Here is a 17,428-nt window from a genome sequence, read left to right as displayed (position 1 = left end):
CCTCGTTTTCGATCAGATGGCGTTGCGCGCGCTATCGCCCCTGTCCGTCCAGGGCGGGACGGGCAGGCTGCGCGCGGCAAGATAGTCCGGATTGAACAGCCGGCCCGCATAGCGCGCACCGGAATCGCACAGCAGGGTGATAATCGTCTTGCCCGGCCCGAGCGCGCGCGCCAGCCGGATCGCTCCGGCAATGTTCACGCCCGCCGAACCACCCAGCGACAGTCCCTCATTTTCCACCAGATCAAAGAGGATGGGCAGAAACTCGGTGTCCTCGATGCGATAGGCGTGGTCGGGTTTGAAGCCCTGCAACTGGCCGGTAATGCGCCCCACACCGATGCCTTCGGTGATGGACGACCCCTCACCTTTAAGCTCGCCTGCGGTGAAATAGCTGTGAAGCGCGCTGCCGGACGGATCGGCAAGGCCAATGGCGATGCCGGGCTTTTTCGCGCGCAGGGCGCGGGCAATCCCGGCGAGTGAACCGCCCGTGCCGACCGCGCAGATAAAGCCGTCAATATTGCCGCCGGTCTGGGTCCAGATTTCCTCGCCCGTGGTCGCTGCGTGGAAAGCGGCATTGGCGGGATTATCGAACTGGTTGGCCCAGAACGCGCCTTGCGGTGTCGCGGAAAGTTCTTCGGCCAGCCGGCGGGAGACGTGGACGAAATGGTGCTCGCTGGAGAACGGGGCAGGGTCGACCTCAATGATCTGCGCGCCCGCCGCGATGAGCGCATCCTTCTTGGCCTGGCTTTGCGTGCGCGGCATGACGATCAGCGTCTTGTAGCCGAGCGCGCGGCCTACAATGGCAAGCCCGATGCCCGTATTGCCGGCCGTGCCTTCCACGATGGTGCCGCCGGGTTTGAGCGCGCCAGACGCTTCCGCCGCGCGCACCAGCCCCAGCGCGGTGCGGTCCTTCACCGAGCCGCCCGGATTGAGGAACTCCGCCTTGCCGAGAATCCCGCAGCCCGTGGCGCGTGAAGCTGCCTCAAGCCGGATCAGCGGCGTATTGCCGATAAGGTCGATAATATGGCCTGTCATGCCCGTCCCACTTATCCGATAAGGCGCACGGCCCGCTTGCGCGCCGCGTCCGCCCGCGCTGTGCGGACCGGATCGAAGATACCACACTCACTGCGATCCGATCCGGGCCAGCGCCCGTCACGTGCATTTGCGCCTGATGAGGGCGCGGTGCAAGGCCAGCAGCCCACAGAGGTGTAACCCTGCGTGGCTAGCGGGTGGGCGGGCAGGTCCATTGAACGGTAGAGTGCGGCAATGCCGGCCGGGTCCAGCCCCGCCACCGGATTGATTTTGACCCGCTCGCCATCGAACTCGAAGGGCTGCAGGGTCTGCCGCCCGCCGCCATGGGCGCGCTTGCGCCCGGTGATGACCGCATCAAACCCTTCCAGCCCGGCATTGAGCGGGCGCACTTTCCTCAGATCGCAGCAGGCTTCGCCATCGCGCTCAAACAGCTTGCCGTCATTGTCCTGCGCGCGCGCTTCGGCGGGATCGGGCGTGAGGATGCGCACATCCTGAAGGCCGAGATGGGCCACCAGCTGGTCGCGATAGCTGAGCGTCTGCGGGAAGTGGCGCTGGGTATCGAGGAAGAGCACCGGCACCGACCGGTCCACCTGCGCCAGTAAAGCCAGCCCCAGCGCCGCCTCTATCCCGAAGGAGGAGAGCATGGCGATACGCCCCTCAAACACTTCCAGCGCGACGGCGATGATGGTCTCCGGCGGGGCATCGCCATATTGCTGGTTCAGCGCCTCCACTTGGGCTTTACGGGCGGCAAGCGCGCGGGCGCGATAGGCCGGCAGCCGGTCATTGGCACCCTTGGCAAGACCCGGCTGGTAGGCATGGGTGAAGCTGGCTCTTGCCCAGCGCGGCGAGCCGTCATCCGGCGCGATCACGTCAAACCCGGTGCGGGTGAGATAGCCCTTCTGATCGGGCAGGATATCGCCGGTCGCGCGCAGCTCGCCGGCAAACCCGCTCTCGCGGATCAGCGCGGCCAGAGAATAGCCGCGCCCGTCCTTGAACGCCGGGAAGCGGATATCGATGGCCTGTGCGCTGCGCGCTGCTTCCAGCGCCGCGTCCGGCGTGGTGGCGGTATCGATCTCCACGCGGGCCAGCCGGGGCTTTGTTGCGGTGTCATTGCCCATAGACGGCCTCCTTGAAGGGTTCGAACCCGATACGGGCCAGTGTGTGCGTAAAGGTTTCGCCATCCGCGCGTTCGCGGCGGAAGACGCCGACGCAAGCGGCCACAGCCTCCACCGCCTCGTCAGGCGTCAGGCCGGGGCCGAGTATCTTGCCGATGGCCGCGCCGTTATCGGCCACGCCGCCGAGGGTGAGCTGGTAGACCTCATCGCCCTTCTTATCGACGCCAAGCAGGCCGATATTGGCGATATGGTGATGGCCGCAGGCGTTGATGCAGCCGGAAATCTTGATGGTGAGGTCCTGCGTATCCTCATCCAGACCCCGGTCGATCAGGGCGGCAGACAAAGCCTGCGCCACGGGAATCGAGCGCGCATTGGCCAGGCTGCAATAATCGAGCCCCGGGCAGGTCACGATATCGCTGGCCAGCCCCGCATTGGCGGTCGAAAGCCCGGCCTCGCGCAGACCCTCATAAATCGCAGGCAGATGCGCCGAGATGGCATGGGGGATGACGAGATTCTGCTCCTTGGTGACACGGATTTCCCCGTCCGCGTAGCGTTCGGCCAGGAAGGCGACCGCATCCATCTGGTCGGCGGTCGCATCGCCCGGCGCACCGGCGCGGGGCTTCAAGGAAATCACTACAATCGCCCGGCCCGGCACTTTATGCGGCTTCACATTGACCGCCCGCCAGCGGGCAAAGCCCGGCGCCTCGCTCACCCCTTCAGGGCGGTCCACCGGCGAAGGTTCGGGGAAGAAGCTGGTAATGCGCGCAGCTTCCTCGGCGGGCACGGCCAGGTCACGCCCGCGCAGCTGGCGGTACATCGCTTCCACCTCACCCGTGAAAGCCTCCGCACCCATGGTTTCCACGAGGATTTTGATGCGCGCCTTGTAGATATTGTCGCGCTGCCCGGCGAGATTGTAGACGCGCATGATCGCCGTCAGATAGGCCAGCAACTCGCCCTTGGGCAGGAAGTCACGCAGCTTTACCGCCACGCGCGGCGTGCGCCCCTGACCGCCGCCGGCATGCACCTCGAACCCGGTCTCGCCTGCATCATTCTTCACCAGCTTCAGCCCGATATCGTGCACGCCAATGGCGGCGCGGTCGGCGTCAGAGCCGGTTACCGCGATCTTGAACTTGCGCGGCAGGAAGGTGAATTCGGGGTGGAAGGTGGACCATTGCCGGATCAGCTCGCACCAGGGGCGCGGGTCTTCCACCTCGTCCTGCGCCGCACCGGCAAACGGGTCGGTTGTGGTGTTGCGGATGCAATTGCCCGATGTCTGGATGGCGTGCATCTCCACATCGGCAAGCTGTTCCAGAATTTCAGGAATATCGACCAGCGCCGGCCAGTTATACTGGATGTTCTGGCGCGTGGTGAAATGGCCATAGCCCTTGTCGTAATGGCGCGCGATATGGGCCAGAACCCTCATCTGGCGCGCATCCAGCGTGCCATAGGGGATGGCCACGCGCAGCATGTAGGCGTGCAGCTGCAGATAGACCCCGTTCATCAGGCGCAAGGGCTTGAACTGGTCCTCGCTCAGCGCGCCGGAGAGACGCGCGCCTACCTGCTCGCGGAACTCCTCCACGCGCTCTGTGACTATCGACCGGTCAATCTCGTCATAGCGATACATCGGCCTAGCGCTCCCCGGCGTAAAGCAGGCTGGTGCCGGTGGTTGGGCCTTTCAGCCGGATTGCCTCGCGCACATGCTTGCGCCCGCCGGGCTGCTCGCCGTCGAGCTCGATGAGGTAAGGCGCGACCACGGTCAGGATATCGCGCAGCGCCGCGTTCAGCGCCGGTTCGGCGGCTGCATCATCGCCAAAGCGCTCCGCCTCGATCAGGGAGGGCGTCCAGATGCCGTCTGCACGGCGGTAGACGACATGGCCATCGGTCAGCCGGTTTGCGGTAATCGCCCTCATGCCGCCGCCTCCAGCTCTGCCTGACGGGCAAGCCCGGAGATCATCTCAGGCGCGCGCGCCACCACCTCGCCAATGACGATCACAGCCGGACCCTTGATCTCGTGCGTGTCGATCAGGGCGGGAAGACCGGCCAGCGTGCCGGACACGCGGCGCTCTTCCGGCAGGGAGCCGTTCTCGATAATGCCAACCGGCGTATCGCCGCTGCGCCCTGCCTCGATCAGCTTCGCGCTCAGCACGGGCGCGGTGGCCACGCCCATATAGACAACGAGGGTATGGCGTGCGCTGGCGAGGCTCTGATAATCCAGCTCCGGCCCGTCCGCCTTGGGCTGTCCGGTAACGAAGGTGACGGCCTGTGCCGCCTCGCGGTGGGTGAGCGGTATCTGGGCGGAGGCCGCGCAGGCAAGCGCGGCTGAAATGCCCGGTACGACCTCCACATCGATACTGGCGGCACGCACCGCTTCGGCTTCCTCGCCGCCACGGCCAAAGATGAAGCTGTCCCCGCCTTTCAGGCGCACGACGCGCAGGCCCTTGCGGGCCTCCTCGATGAGGATCTCGCCAATGCGCTCCTGCGGCACGGAGTGATGGCCCCGGCGCTTGCCCACATCGATGCGGCGCGCATCCCGGCGCGCGCGCTGCAGGATCGCTTCAGGCACCAGCCTGTCATGCACGATCACATCCGCATCGCGCAGCACGCGCACGGCTTTCAGCGTCAGGAGTTCGGGATCGCCTGGGCCCGCGCCCACAAGAAACACCCGGCCCGGCTCGGCCGCGCCGTCGCGGAAACGGTCTAGCGTACGGATCAGGGCGCGCGAGGTGCCGGGGCCATCGCCCGCATCGGCTCTGGCTGCCGCCTCGCCGCGCAGGGCGCTTTCCCAGAAGCGGCGGCGCTCATCCACAGTTGGCAGCGCCTCACGCACCGTATCACGTAAGGCATTGGCGCTGCGGGCCAGCAGGCCCACACCCGGCGCGACCAGCCCTTCGAGAGCCGAACGGATATCACGCACCAGCACCGGTGCCGCCCCACCGGTCGAGAGCGCAATCGTCACCGAACCGCGGTCGACCAAAGCGGGCGTGTAGAAATCGCAGAGCGGCAGATTGTCGACCACATTGACCAGAGCGCCTGCCCGGCGCGCACGCGCGGCAAGACGGGCCGCGCGGGTTTCGTCCTCCACCGCGATGAACACGAATTTCGCACCGGAAAAGGCGCCCGGCGGCACAAACCGTCCCGGCACGATACGGGCTCCGGTTTCTCCATCAATAGCCGGGGGAGGATTGATGGTCTTGACCGCCGGACGCCAGACCAGCTCGCAAGGCGCGCTGGCAAACAGGCGTAATTTGGCACGGGCCGCCTCGCCATCACCGATAACGATGACGCGGGCGCCCTTTAAGGGAATGGCAGGCAGGAACTGGTCCATAAGGCATGGTCCTTCAGATCTGAATGGCCAACCTAATGCGCTATGGATTATTTTCTCAAATGAGTTATTCTGCCATTATTAGATAGATTTTCTTTGCAATGGATCATCATGGCCGCCCTGCCCCCTCTCAACGCGCTGCGCGCTTTCGAGGCCGCTGCCCGGCGCGGCAGCTTTGCCGCTGCTGCCGGTGAACTCAATGTCACCCCGGCCGCCATTGGCCAGCAGGTGCGCCAGCTTGAAGCGCTGATCGGCTCTGCCCTGTTCGAACGCGAGGGACGCACCTTGCGCCTGACCGAGCGGGGCGGGGCGGCGCTGGACCGGCTGAGCCGGGCATTCGAGCTGATGGGCGAGGCGAGTGCCGCCATGCGCGAGAGCAAGCGGGCCGCGCGGATCATTCTGGCCGCCCCGCCCGATCTGTCGAGCCTGTGGCTGGCCCCGCGCCTGGGCACACGCGCCTTTACCAGTGGTCTGGAGCTTGTAACCAGTGATCCGCTGGCCGCTCTGGATATGGGCGCTGATCTTGCCATTGTGCGCAGCGCGGGCGCACCGGCCGGGCGGGACGCGCAATTATTGCTGCGCGAGACGCTCAGCCCGCTCGCCGCACCGGCGCTGGCGCGCCAGATACGCACACCCGGCGATCTTGAAACCCTGCCCCTCATTGCCGACACCAGCGCGCCGCTCGGCTGGACAGACTGGCTGGCGCGCCGGGGTGCCTACGGCATCGTGCCGGAACCCGGCTTCATCACGGACAGGGCAGGCCCGGCACTGGCGCTGGCCGCGGCCGGGACGGGCATTGTGCTGGGCCGCAAGCTGCTGGCCGCAGGCGCGGTGAACGATGGCCGTCTGGTCAGCGTCTTTGCCGATGGCGACATGCCCGGCGGAGAAAGCTACTGGCTCGCCTTCGCGCGCGGGCGCAGGCGGTCAGAGGCGGCCAGCGCGCTCGCTGCGTGGATTCGCGCTGAAATGGCCAGCTTCACCGACGCAGCCGACGAATTGTAGCGGCACCGCTTTGCTGCTCGCGCACAGCCGCCCCATTGCGCCCGGCGCTGGCATCGTTAAACCGCCCCCATGCTTACGATCTCAAACCTCGATTACCGCATCGGCGCGCGCTCCTTGTTCGAGAACGCGTCCGCGCAGATTTCCGGCGGCTGGAAAGTCGGCCTGGTCGGCCGCAATGGTACCGGCAAGTCTACGCTCCTGAAACTGATCCGCGAGGAGATCGAACGCCCCTCGCCGGACACGTCCATCCGCATGAACAAGGGCGCGCGTCTGGGCTGGGTGGCGCAGGAAGTGGAGCCGTCAGACGAGACCATCCTTGAGGTGGTGCTGGCCACCGACACAGAGCGCCACGCCCTGATGCTCGAAGCCGAGACCGCGCAGGATCCCGACCGGATCAGCGAAATCCATATGCGCCTTGCCGATATTGACGCGTGGTCAGCAGAGTCCCGCGCCGCGGAAGTCCTGATGGGGCTGGGCTTCAGCGATGCCGATCTCTACCGGCCGACGCGCGAGTTTTCCGGCGGCTGGCGCATGCGCGCTGCCATTGCGGGCGTTCTGTTCTCCGAGCCGGACCTTCTGCTGCTGGACGAGCCGACCAACTATCTGGACCTTGAAGGCGCGGCGTGGCTCGAAACCTATCTGAAGAAATATCCCCATACCGTGCTGCTTGTCTCGCACGACCGCGAAATGCTCAATCGCTGCGTCACCCATACCATGGCGCTCGAGCACAAGCAGCTATCCATCTCGCCGGGCGGGTATGATGCCTGGCTGAAGCTGCGCGCCGCCAGAACCGCATTGCTGGAGAGCCAGCGCGCCAAGCAGGAGGCCGACCGCGCCCATCTGCAATCCTTCATCGACCGCTTCGGCGCCAAGGCGTCCAAGGCCAGTCAGGCGCAGTCGCGCGTGAAGATGCTGCAGAGAATGCAGGAGATCACGGTGCCGCTCGAAGAGCGCACGGTCCCCTTCTCCTTTCCCACCTCCACCGACAAGCTCGCCGCGCCGCTGCTCCAGCTGCGCGGGGCATCGGTCGGCTATAGCGAGGATGCGGTGATCCTCTCCGGCATCGATCTGCGCCTCGACCCCGATGACCGTATCGCCATCGTGGGCGCCAACGGTCAGGGCAAGACGACACTGGTCAAATCCATCGCCCAGCGCCTGCCGCTGATAGCGGGCGAGCGGACCGCGCCGCGCGCCTTGCGTATCGGCTATTTCTCGCAGGACCAGATGGACGAGCTGCGCCCCGGCGAAACGGTGCTCGATCACGTGCGCGATGCCCTGCCCGAAGGCACGCCGCCGGCCAGACAGCGCGCCGTCGCCGCCGCGATGGGTTTTGCCCACGAGAAAGTTGGCACCAATATCGAAAAACTGTCAGGCGGCGAGAAGGTGCGTCTTCTGCTCGGCCTCATGGCGATGGAAAAGCCGCACATCCTGATCCTGGACGAGCCGACCTCCCACCTTGATATCGACAGCCGCGAAGCGCTGATCTACGCGCTGAACGACTATAACGGCGCCGTCATCCTCATCACCCACGATGTCTATCTGGCCGAAGGCACGGCAGACCAGCTCTGGCTGGTCAAGGATGGCCGGGCCACGCGCTATGACGGCGATCTGAACGATTATCGCAAGCTGGTCCTGCAGGCCGACCGGGCCAACGCGGCGTAAGGGCTCAGCCTTGCGCCGCAGCGTGGGCACTCGCCCACGCCCACTGGAAATTATACCCGCCAAGCCAGCCGGTGACGTCCACGCACTCGCCGATGAAATATAGGCCCGGCACGATCCGGCTCTCCATCGTCTTTGATGACAGCTCATCGGTATTGATGCCGCCAGCGGTCACTTCCGCCGTGCGCCAGCCTTCCGTGCCTGCGGGCCGGACGGTCCAGCGCGACAGGCTGTCCACCAGCGCCTCTATCGCCGCGTGGGACATGTCGGCCATGCGCGGCACGTCCGGAATATCGCCGCGCGCCAGCAGAAGCGCCACCAGCCGGTTGGGCAGCAGGGTTTCCATCGCGCTGGCGAGTGACCTTTTGGGATGCTCCGCCTTGAAGGCGGTCAGGGCGGAAACGGCGTTCAACCCTGCCAGCAGATCAATCACCACCGGCTCGCCTGGCTGCCAGTAGGACGAAATCTGCAATATCGCCGGGCCGGAGAGGCCGCGGTGCGTGAACAGCATGGCTTCGTCAAACGCGGCCCGGTCATTGGATGCCCGGACCGGACAGGCCACGCCGGAAATGGCGGCAAAATCCTCCTTGTCGCGGCCCTCAAGCACGAAGGGCACCAGCGCGGCACGCGGCTCGATCACGCTGTGGCCGAACTGGCGCGCGATATCATAGGCAAGCCCGGTCGCACCCATTTTGGGAATGGACAGGCCGCCACTGGCGATGACCAGCCGCGCAGCCTCCACGACACCGCCCGATGTGCTGACCCGGAAGCCGGTATCAGTGCGGGTAACGCTGTTGACCGATGTACCAAGGCGCAGCTCGCCGCCCGTCTCGCGCAGCTCAGCCAGCAGCATGTCGATAATGGCGCCTGAGCGGCCATCGCAGAAAAGCTGGCCCAGCGTCTTCTCGTGCCAGCCGATGTCGTGGCGGGCGAGCCGGCCTAAGAAATCCTGCGGGGTGAAGCACGCCAGCGCCGATTTGGCAAAATGGGGATTGGCGCTGATGAAGTTCTCCGGACGGGTATGGATATTGGTGAAATTGCACCGCCCGCCGCCGGAGATGCGCACCTTCTCGGCGGGCTTGGCGGCGTGATCGATCACCAGCACGCGCAAACCGGCCTCCCCGGCGCGCGCGCCATAGAACAGGCCCGCCGCCCCGGCCCCGATGACCAGCGCGTCAAAGCGTGTGTCTGCGTGAGCGGTGAGTGTCATGGCGTGCTGGCGGGCATGGCAAGCGCCTACTCGGCGTCGGGCTGCTTGTCCGGGGCTGCACTGGCAAACGCATCCAGCGCCAGACACGCCGCTTCGGCGGCCAGAAGGCGCGGAAAGGCATCAACATTCACACCAAAGCGGCGCGCATTACCCAGCTGCGGCACCAGGCACACATCGGCCAGCGTCGGCGTATCGCCAAAGCAGAACGGCCCCGGCTCCCGTGCCGCCATGACCTCCAGCGCCGCCAGCCCGTCAGCGATCACCTCGCCTGCCCATTTCGGACCGGCATTGTCATCACCGGCCAGCGCCGAGACCTTTTTCAGGATGCGCAAATTCTGAAGCGGGTGAATCTCGCACGCTATCGCCAGCGCAAAGGCGCGCACCTGCGCCGCCCTCACCGGATCGGCCGGCACCATGAGCGGCTGCGGCTTTATCGCATCCAGATATTCGATGATGGCCAGCGACTGGGTGAGAACAATTCCGTCATCGGTCTCCAGCGCCGGCACCAGCCCTTGCGGGTTGAGCTTCAAATAGCTTTCAGAGCGCTGCTCGCCAAGGCGCAAATGGTGGGAAACCTGCCTTGCCTCGACACCCTTTAGGCCGAGCACGATGCGAATGCGCCAGGCGGCGGAGGAGCGAAAATATCCGTGCAAGATCATGGGGTTTTCCAATGTTCCTAGTGGCCGGAAGGCTCGCCGACCGTCACGTTCAGCGGCGCCAGCCCGTCAATCGCCACCTCTATCACATCGCCCGGCACCACCGCGCCAACGCCCGCAGGCGTGCCGGTATAGATAAGGTCGCCCGGCTCGATCCGGTACAGGCCGGAGAGATAGGCGATCACATCGGCAACCGGCCAGATCATGTCTGACAGGTCGGCGTCCTGACGTACCGCGCCGTTCACCGAGAGGCTGATACGGCCCTTTGCAGGGTCAAAGCCGTCACTGGCTGTCCGTATAAGACCCAGCGGCTTGGACTGTTCCACATTCTTCGCGGTGTCCCACGGGCGGCCATGGGCCTTGGCATCGGCCTGGAAATCGCGCCGGGTCATGTCCAGCCCGGCGGCATAGCCATAGACATGCTCCATCGCGCTTTCGGCGGGGATATTGCGCCCGCCCTTGCCGATGGCGACGACCAGCTCGGCCTCATAGTGATAATTGCTGGTCTTTTGCGGGTAGGCGATTGTGCCGCCGCCGGTCACGACCGTTTCGGCCCAGGCGGTGAAGAAGAAGGGCGGCTCGCGATCCGGGTCGGCGCCCATCTCGCGCGCATGGTCGGCATAGTTGCGCCCGACACAGAACAGGCGCTGCACGGGGAAGCGCTTGCCATCAGCAACAGGCGCAAGCACTGGCGGGCGGGGTTCGAATACAAGGGTCACGCTGATACTCCCGGAAGGGCGGCGCGGGTTCGCGCGAAAGGGTTGCGGCAAGGAACAGGACCCGGCCCGAAAGTGCAAGAGGGGGTGGGCTGGCGCGTCAGCCGGTTTCGCAGTCTTGGAACATCATCCGGACCCATGGCGTTGCCCGGAGGCAAGCAAGCAAGAGGAGACCATTATGAGTGTCGCCCGTGTAACCGAAATTTCTGCAACATCGGCCAAGAGCTTTGATGACGCGGCGGTTCAGGGAATCGCCCGCGCGTCCAAGACGCTGCGCAATATCAAGAGCGCCTGGATCAAGGAAAAGCATGTGAGTGTGGATGACGGCAAAATCTCCGCATTCCGCGTGAACATGGCCGTCACCTTCCTGCTGGACGAGAGCTGATCAGGCTGCTGCGTGCGCTTCGCCATCGCCTTCCCGGTCATGGCGCAGCGGCGACAGCCCGGCCACCACGCAGAAGGAGCGGATATCCTCGCCGCGATCCTGCCGGACCACGCAAGGATATATTCCGGTAAAGGCAAAGCCTGCCTGCTCCAGCAGCGCGGCGAGATAGTCCCGCCCGTGCGCAAAGCGGCGGCTTTCGCGCAAGACCACATCGCCCTCACCGGCCTCGACCGTGAAGGCCAGCATGCCGCCCTCATTGAGCGCGGCGCGGCACCAGGCAATGACGCCTTCGAGCGCCCCGACATAGGCAAACACGTCAGCGGCCACGATGAGGTTATAGCGCTCGCACGTCAGGTCCAGACGGGCAATGTCGCGCTTGTGCAAGGCGTCGTAGACGCCCTTGGCACCGGCCTCGGCCAGCATGCGCGCCGAAATGTCGATCCCCTCCAGCCGTGTGCAATGTGGACGCAGGGCTTCGCCCATCAGGCCTGTCCCGCAGCCCAGATCAAGCGCGTTGCGGGCGCGCGTGAAGCCATTGGCGATGAGACGCTGCAGAAGGATTTGCGGCCCGCGATACTGAAGGGCGTCGACCAGAGCGGCCTCAAAACGCGGCGCATACTGGTCGAACAGGGACTCTACAAAGGCAGGCGGCATGGACTCCGCCAGCGGCTCGGCACGCGCCAGATCGCGCTTCAGGCTGGCGCCCATCGGATCGGCCGGGTCGATCTCAAGCGCGCGCTCCCACGCAGCGATGGCCGCTTCAATCCGTCCTGCCGCCTCCTCAAATTCACCGAGTTCGGAACCAGCCGGCCGCCCAGGCTGGTACCAGCTCCAGCGCGCCCGCCAGCAATTCGATGGCAGCCTCGATATCACCGCGCTCGCCAAGCTGGTCTGCATAGTCCGCGCGCCGGTCCACAATCGGATCACCGGAAGAAAACCGCATAGCGGTCATGTGCCATCGCTCTTCAGAAGGGTCCGCTCATTTACCCGCATGGGGTCATGCGGCGGACGGGCGCTGCATGCAGCCCGCAAGGGCTGCTGCATCGCCTTCGCCATTACGGGGACGCCACCGTGCTGTCAATCACTCGCGCTTAAAGAATACCGGGCAGGTTGAGGCCATGCTCGCGCGCACAGTCGGCGGCGATGTCATAGCCCGCATCGGCGTGGCGCATCACGCCGGTCGCGGGATCGTTCCACAAAACGCGCTCCAGACGCCGGTCGGCGTCCGCGCTGCCATCACAGCAGATCACCATGCCCGAATGCTGGGAGAAGCCCATGCCGACCCCGCCCCCATGATGCAGGCTCACCCATGTCGCCCCGGACGCGGTGTTCAATAGCGCATTGAGCAGCGGCCAGTCAGAGACCGCATCGGACCCGTCCTTCATCGCCTCGGTCTCGCGGTTGGGCGAGGCGACTGAGCCGCTATCCAGGTGGTCGCGTCCGATCACCACCGGCGCTTTCAGCTCGCCATTGCGTACCATCTCGTTAAAGGCAAGGCCCGCCTTGTGACGGTCGCCGAGGCCAATCCAGCAGATGCGCGCGGGCAAGCCCTGAAACGCGATACGTTCGGCGGCCATGTCGAGCCAGCGGTGAAGATGTGTGTTCTGAGGGAACAGCTCCTTCATCTTCGCATCGGTCTTGCGGATGTCTTCAGGATCGCCCGACAACGCGCACCAGCGGAACGGGCCGATACCCCGGCAGAAGAGCGGGCGAATGTAGGCAGGCACGAAACCGGGGAAAGCGAAGGCGTTCTCCAGCCCCTCCTCCAGCGCGACCTGGCGGATATTATTGCCGTAATCGAGCGTCGGCACGCCTGCCTCATGGAAGGCGACCATGGCCGCGACATGGGTTTTCATGCTGGCGCGGGCCGCGCGCTCGACCGCTTTGGGATCGCTTTCCTGCTTGCTGCGCCAGTCGGCCACGCTCCAGCCCTGCGGCAGATAGCCGTGCAGCGGATCGTGTGCGCTGGTCTGGTCGGTGACGATGTCGGGCCGGATTTCACCGGCCTCCATGCGGCGGACAAGTTCGGGGAAGATATCCGCCGCATTGCCCAGCAGACCGACCGATTTGGCTTCTCCGGCTGCCGTCCAGCGGGCGATCTTTTCCAGCGCCTCATCCAGGTCATGCGCTTTTTCGTCCAGGTATCTGGTGCGTATGCGAAAATCGATGCGCGTCTCGTCGCATTCCACGGCCAGGCAGGAAGCTCCGGCGAAGACAGCGGCCAGCGGCTGCGCCCCGCCCATACCGCCAAGACCGGCGGTGAGTATCCATTTGCCGGTGAGATCACCGCCATAATGCTGGCGGCCAGCCTCGGCGAAGGTCTCATACGTGCCCTGCACGATGCCCTGCGTGCCGATATAGATCCACGAGCCAGCCGTCATCTGGCCGTACATCATCAGGCCCTGCTTATCGAGCGCGTTGAAATGCTCCCAGGTGGCCCAGTGCGGCACCAGGTTGGAATTGGCGATCAGCACGCGCGGCGCATCGGCGTGGGTGCGGAACACGCCCACAGGCTTGCCCGACTGGACCAGCAGGGTCTCGTCCTCATTGAGGTCTTTAAGCGCCGCGACGATGCCGTCGAACGCTTCCCAGTTGCGCGCGGCCCGGCCAATCCCGCCATAGACGACCAGCTCGTGCGGGTTCTCGGCCACATCCGGGTGGAGATTGTTCATCAGCATGCGCAGCGGCGCTTCGGTCATCCAGCTTTTCGCGTTCAGCGTCGTGCCGGTGGGCGGATAGATGTCGCGCGCATTGCGCCGTGTCTGGCTCATGGTGTCACCTTCAGATCGGGCGCCAGCTCTTCCAGCCGGTGCAGGATTTCGGAGAGAATTGCGCGCAGGCTCGCGGCCTTCGCGTCGTCATAGGCAAAGGGCGCGGCCTCGGTTTTCAGATAGGCCGACTGGGCCAGCTCCATCTGGATCGCGTGGACGCCGCTCGCGGGCTTTCCATAATGGCGTGTCGTCCAGCCGCCCTTGAAGCGGCCATTGAGAACATGCCTGTAGCGCTTTGAACTGCCAGCAATTTTCATCACTGCTTCAGACAGAGATTCATCACAGCTAGTCCCGTCCGCCGTGCCGATGCAGAGGTCGGGCAGCGTGCCATCGAACAGAAATGGGATGCGCGAGCGGATGGAATGCGCATCATAGAGAATGGCCACGCCATGGCGGGCTTTGGCCGCCTCCAGCGCCGCAGCAACCGCCGCATGGTAGGGCGCATGAAAGGCCGCCACGCGCGCGGCGGTCTCGTCCGTTGTGGGCGGTTCGGTCCAGATGGGCTCGCCATCGAAATCAGTCGTCGCGACAAGCCCGGTCGTGTTCTGGCCGGGATAGAGGCTCGCCCCGTCGGGCGGCCGGTTCGGGTCGACCACATAGCGATGGAAGTTCGCCACCACCATGGCCGCGCCGGGAAGCAGCCCGTCATAGAGCCGGTCCACATGCCAGTCCGTATCGGCGAGCGTAGCCCCGCGCGCGTTCAGCCGCGCACGCACCTCTTCGGGTAGCCAGGTGCCGGCATGCGGCACGGCGATGACGACCGGGCTGATCCCCTCCTTGACGCTGACAGGGTTCATGGAGCGATCTCCAGCCCGGCAGCCTGAATGAGCGCACCGGAGCGCACCAGCTCTGCGGCGCGCTCAATATCGCCCGCCATATAGCGGTCGGCTTCCAGCACCGGCACGTCCGCGCGCAGCGCCTCAATCGCCGCGAGAAGCTTAGGTGAGGTCTGCAAGGGCGCACGGAAGGCGATGCCCTGCGCCGCGCTCATCGCCTCGACGGCAAGGATGCGGGCAAGGTTCGCGTTCATGCGCATCAGGCGCACGGCGGCGTGGGCCGCCATCGACACATGATCTTCCTGATTGGCGGAGGTGGGCGTTGAATCGGTCGAACACGGATTGGCCAGATGCTTGTTCTCGCTCATCAGGGCGGCGGTGGTCACTTCCGCGATCATGTAACCGGAATTCAGGCCCGGTGCGGGGGTGAGGAAGGGCGGTAGATCGTGATTGAGGTTCGGATCAACCAGAAGCGCGATGCGCCGCTGGGCAATCGCGCCGACTTCGGCGATTGCCAGCGCGATCATGTCGGCGGCGAAGGCCACCGGCTCTGCGTGAAAATTGCCACCCGAAACGATGGCATCATCCAGCACCAGCGGATTGTCGGTGACGGCGTTGGCTTCGATCTCCAGCGTCGCGCCCGCCTGGCGTAAGAGATCCAGCGCCGCGCCCGCCACCTGCGGCTGGCAGCGTATACAGTACGGGTCCTGCACGCGCGTATCATCCTCGCGATGGCTGTCGCGTATCTGCGAGCCGTCCATCAGCGCGCGCATGCGCTCGGCCACCTCTATCTGTCCGCGATGGCCCCGCAGGGCGTGGATTTGCGGATGCAAGGGCGCGGTGGAGCCCATCGCCGCATCAGTGGAGAGGCAGGAAGTGAGCACGGCATTGGCGGTCAGGCGCAACGCATCAAACAGACCCGCGAGCGCCATGGCGGTGGAGAATTGCGTGCCGTTGATGAGGGCAAGCCCCTCCTTGGCCTCCAGCACTATTGGAGTCAGGCCCGCTGCACTGAGTGCCTGCGCACCGGGCAGGCGCTTGCCCGCATGGATCGCTTCGCCCTCCCCGATCAATACGGCGGCCATGTGGGCCAGCGGGGCGAGATCACCCGACGCGCCAACCGAGCCCTGCAAGGGGATGACGGGCGTGACGCCCTTTTCCAGCATGGCTTCGATGAGCGCGATCAGCGCCCAGCGCACGCCGGACGCGCCGCGCCCGAGGCTTAAGAGCTTCAGCGCCATCATCAGGCGCACGGTTGCAGGCTCTGTCTCGTCCCCCACCCCGCAGCAATGGGAGAGGATGAGATTGCGCTGGAGGGTACGCGTATCGCCCGCAGCGATCTTCACATGGGCGAGCTTTCCAAAGCCGGTATTGACGCCGTAAACCGCTTCCGCGCCTTGCGCCGCTTGCGCCACACGCGCAGCAGAGGCTTCCACGCCCTCGCGGGCGGATGGATCGAGGCGGGCGGGCAGGCCCTCGCGCCAGATACGTTCGAGATCAGCGAGGCGGACCGAGCCGGGAATGAGCGTCAGCATGGGCGGCCTCCGAAAATGCGTTGGTGGAGCGGGTTGAAGCCGATACGCCCGGCGAGTTCGGCAGGAATTTCAGCATCCCAGATGGCAAGGTCGGCGCGCTTGCCGGGCGCGATGAGGCCCCGGTCATCAAGACCCAGCGCCTTCGCCGCATTCAGCGTCACACCGCGCAGTGCCTCGTCCGGCGTCAGGCGGAAGAGCGTGCAGCCCATATTCATCGCCAGGAGCAGGGACGTCAGGGGCGAGGAGCCGGGATTGCAGTCCGTCGCCAGCGCCATGGGCACGCCATGCTGGCGCAGTGCGGCGATGGGCGGCAGCTTGGTCTCGCGCAGGAAGTAGAAGGCACCGGGCAGCAGCACGGCGACCATGCCGGCCTTCGCCATGGCCTTCGCATCGTCCTCATCGGCGTATTCGAGATGATCTGCCGACAGCGCGCCATAGCGCGCGGCAAGCTGTGTGCCGCCCTGCTGGGAGAGCTGCTCGGCATGCAGCTTTACGGGCAGGCCCAGCGTCTTGGCTTCAGCGAACACACGCTCGATCTGGTCCGCGCTGAAGGCGATATTCTCGCAGAACCCGTCCACCGCATCGGCTAGGCCCTCGGCGTGCGCGGCACGCAAGGCGGGCAGGCACACCTCATCGAGATAGGCATCCGCCCGGCCCTTGTATTCCGCCGGGATGGCATGCGCGCCAAGGAAGCTGGTGCGGATGGTAACGGGTCGCTCACGCTCCAGTGCGCGCGCCACCCGCAGCATGGCCAGCTCGGTCTCGATATCGAGGCCATAGCCGGATTTGATCTCTACCGTCGCTACCCCTTCTGCCAGCAGCGCATCAAGACGCGGCAGGGCTTCGGCGAGAAGTTGCGCTTCGCCAGCGCCGCGCGTCGCCGTAACGGTGGAGACGATGCCGCCCCCTGCCCGCGCGATTTCCTCATAGCTCGCGCCCTCAAGGCGCAGCTCGAACTCGCGCGTGCGGTTGCCGCCATGAACGAGATGGGTGTGGCAGTCGATCAGCGCAGGCGTCACCAGACGCCCCTCCAGATCACGCGTGGAAGCATTCTGGTATGCGCCCGGCAAATCACCCTCAGGCCCTGCCCACGCAATCCGCTCGCCCTCAATGACGATGGCACCGGCACCGCTTACCGGCTCTGCCGTGACGGCGAGCCTGGCGCCGGTCAGCACATGGGTGCGGGCGTGTTCCACCTTGATTCCTCCTGCAAGCCGGCTCATTAAGTATAGACTTATTATGCGAGTCAACG

17 protein-coding genes are annotated in these 17,428 nt (G+C 65.4%); 3 read left to right on the top strand and 14 right to left on the bottom strand.

Annotation, left to right across the window (positions count from 1 at the left end):
- Positions 1-12: 12 nt before the first annotated feature.
- From AB6B38_RS02765 to cysG, 5 genes are read right to left on the bottom strand one after another with little or no spacing between them, the layout of a single operon-like run.
- Positions 13-1,032: a cysteine synthase A gene (locus tag AB6B38_RS02765; protein ID WP_371394196.1), complete on the bottom strand. Its 1,020-nt coding sequence runs from the start codon at positions 1,030-1,032 to the stop codon at positions 13-15.
- 11 nt (positions 1,033-1,043) lie between these two features.
- Positions 1,044-2,147 (bottom strand): phosphoadenylyl-sulfate reductase, encoded by a 1,104-nt coding sequence (locus AB6B38_RS02760; RefSeq protein ID WP_371394195.1) that lies wholly within the window; start codon positions 2,145-2,147, stop codon positions 1,044-1,046.
- Positions 2,137-3,768 (bottom strand): nitrite/sulfite reductase, encoded by a 1,632-nt coding sequence (locus AB6B38_RS02755; RefSeq protein ID WP_371394194.1) that lies wholly within the window; start codon positions 3,766-3,768, stop codon positions 2,137-2,139. Before AB6B38_RS02755 ends, AB6B38_RS02760 begins: the two co-directional genes overlap by 11 nt.
- A 4-nt stretch (positions 3,769-3,772) precedes the next feature.
- Entirely contained in the window at positions 3,773-4,054 is a 282-nt protein-coding gene (locus AB6B38_RS02750; RefSeq protein ID WP_371394193.1) for a DUF2849 domain-containing protein, read from the bottom strand.
- Complete coding sequence (cysG, locus tag AB6B38_RS02745) at positions 4,051-5,469, bottom strand: siroheme synthase CysG (RefSeq protein WP_371394192.1); 1,419 nt, start codon at positions 5,467-5,469, stop codon at positions 4,051-4,053. Before cysG ends, AB6B38_RS02750 begins: the two co-directional genes overlap by 4 nt.
- A 108-nt stretch (positions 5,470-5,577) precedes the next feature.
- Between cysG and AB6B38_RS02740 the strand changes: the two genes are divergently transcribed.
- The gene (locus AB6B38_RS02740; RefSeq protein WP_371394191.1) at positions 5,578-6,468 is read left to right on the top strand and encodes a LysR substrate-binding domain-containing protein; all 891 of its coding nucleotides are present in this window, start codon (positions 5,578-5,580) and stop codon (positions 6,466-6,468) included.
- A gap of 69 nt (positions 6,469-6,537) precedes the next feature.
- Entirely contained in the window at positions 6,538-8,130 is a 1,593-nt protein-coding gene (locus AB6B38_RS02735) for an ABC-F family ATP-binding cassette domain-containing protein (RefSeq protein ID WP_371394190.1), read from the top strand.
- Between the two features lie 4 nt (positions 8,131-8,134).
- On the opposite strand, the gene AB6B38_RS02730 is transcribed toward AB6B38_RS02735, so the two are convergent.
- The 3 genes from AB6B38_RS02730 to AB6B38_RS02720 are packed head-to-tail and all read right to left on the bottom strand — an operon-like array spanning position 8,135 to position 10,712.
- Complete coding sequence (locus AB6B38_RS02730) at positions 8,135-9,337, bottom strand: NAD(P)/FAD-dependent oxidoreductase (RefSeq protein WP_371394189.1); 1,203 nt, start codon at positions 9,335-9,337, stop codon at positions 8,135-8,137.
- Positions 9,338-9,363: 26 nt separating this feature from the next.
- Positions 9,364-9,996 carry a maleylacetoacetate isomerase gene (maiA, locus tag AB6B38_RS02725; RefSeq protein WP_371394188.1) on the bottom strand — a complete coding sequence of 211 codons (633 nt, stop codon included), beginning with the start codon at positions 9,994-9,996 and terminating at the stop codon, positions 9,364-9,366.
- Between the two features lie 17 nt (positions 9,997-10,013).
- Positions 10,014-10,712 (bottom strand): fumarylacetoacetate hydrolase family protein, encoded by a 699-nt coding sequence (locus tag AB6B38_RS02720; RefSeq protein ID WP_371394185.1) that lies wholly within the window; start codon positions 10,710-10,712, stop codon positions 10,014-10,016.
- Positions 10,713-10,887: 175 nt separating this feature from the next.
- On the opposite strand from AB6B38_RS02720, the gene AB6B38_RS02715 reads away from it, so the two are divergent.
- Positions 10,888-11,094: a dodecin family protein gene (locus tag AB6B38_RS02715; RefSeq protein ID WP_371394184.1), complete on the top strand. Its 207-nt coding sequence runs from the start codon at positions 10,888-10,890 to the stop codon at positions 11,092-11,094.
- Here AB6B38_RS02715 and AB6B38_RS02710 read toward each other — a convergent pair whose 3' ends face one another.
- The 6 genes from AB6B38_RS02710 to hutI all read right to left on the bottom strand — a co-directional run bounded on the left by AB6B38_RS02710 (position 11,095) and on the right by hutI (position 17,399).
- Positions 11,095-11,802 carry a class I SAM-dependent methyltransferase gene (locus tag AB6B38_RS02710; protein ID WP_371394183.1) on the bottom strand — a complete coding sequence of 236 codons (708 nt, stop codon included), beginning with the start codon at positions 11,800-11,802 and terminating at the stop codon, positions 11,095-11,097.
- 79 nt (positions 11,803-11,881) lie between these two features.
- The gene (locus AB6B38_RS02705; protein ID WP_371394182.1) at positions 11,882-12,046 is read right to left on the bottom strand and encodes a hypothetical protein; all 165 of its coding nucleotides are present in this window, start codon (positions 12,044-12,046) and stop codon (positions 11,882-11,884) included.
- 139 nt (positions 12,047-12,185) lie between these two features.
- Positions 12,186-13,865, bottom strand: coding sequence for a urocanate hydratase (gene hutU, locus AB6B38_RS02700; RefSeq protein WP_371394181.1), 1,680 nt, complete (start codon positions 13,863-13,865; stop codon positions 12,186-12,188).
- Positions 13,862-14,662: an N-formylglutamate deformylase gene (gene hutG, locus AB6B38_RS02695; RefSeq protein ID WP_371394180.1), complete on the bottom strand. Its 801-nt coding sequence runs from the start codon at positions 14,660-14,662 to the stop codon at positions 13,862-13,864. Before hutG ends, hutU begins: the two co-directional genes overlap by 4 nt.
- A complete protein-coding gene (gene hutH, locus AB6B38_RS02690; protein WP_371394179.1) occupies positions 14,659-16,176 on the bottom strand; it encodes a histidine ammonia-lyase in 1,518 nt (505 codons plus the stop codon). The genes hutG and hutH overlap by 4 nt, the downstream gene beginning before the upstream one ends.
- Positions 16,170-17,399: an imidazolonepropionase gene (gene hutI / locus AB6B38_RS02685; protein WP_371394178.1), complete on the bottom strand. Its 1,230-nt coding sequence runs from the start codon at positions 17,397-17,399 to the stop codon at positions 16,170-16,172. Before hutI ends, hutH begins: the two co-directional genes overlap by 7 nt.
- Positions 17,400-17,428 lie beyond the last annotated feature (29 nt).

Source organism: Glycocaulis abyssi, from assembly GCF_041429775.1.
Taxonomy (GTDB): Bacteria; Pseudomonadota; Alphaproteobacteria; order Caulobacterales; family Maricaulaceae; genus Glycocaulis; species Glycocaulis abyssi.
Note: the sequence above shows the minus strand (reverse complement) of the source record. Positions and strands in the feature narration are given on the sequence as shown.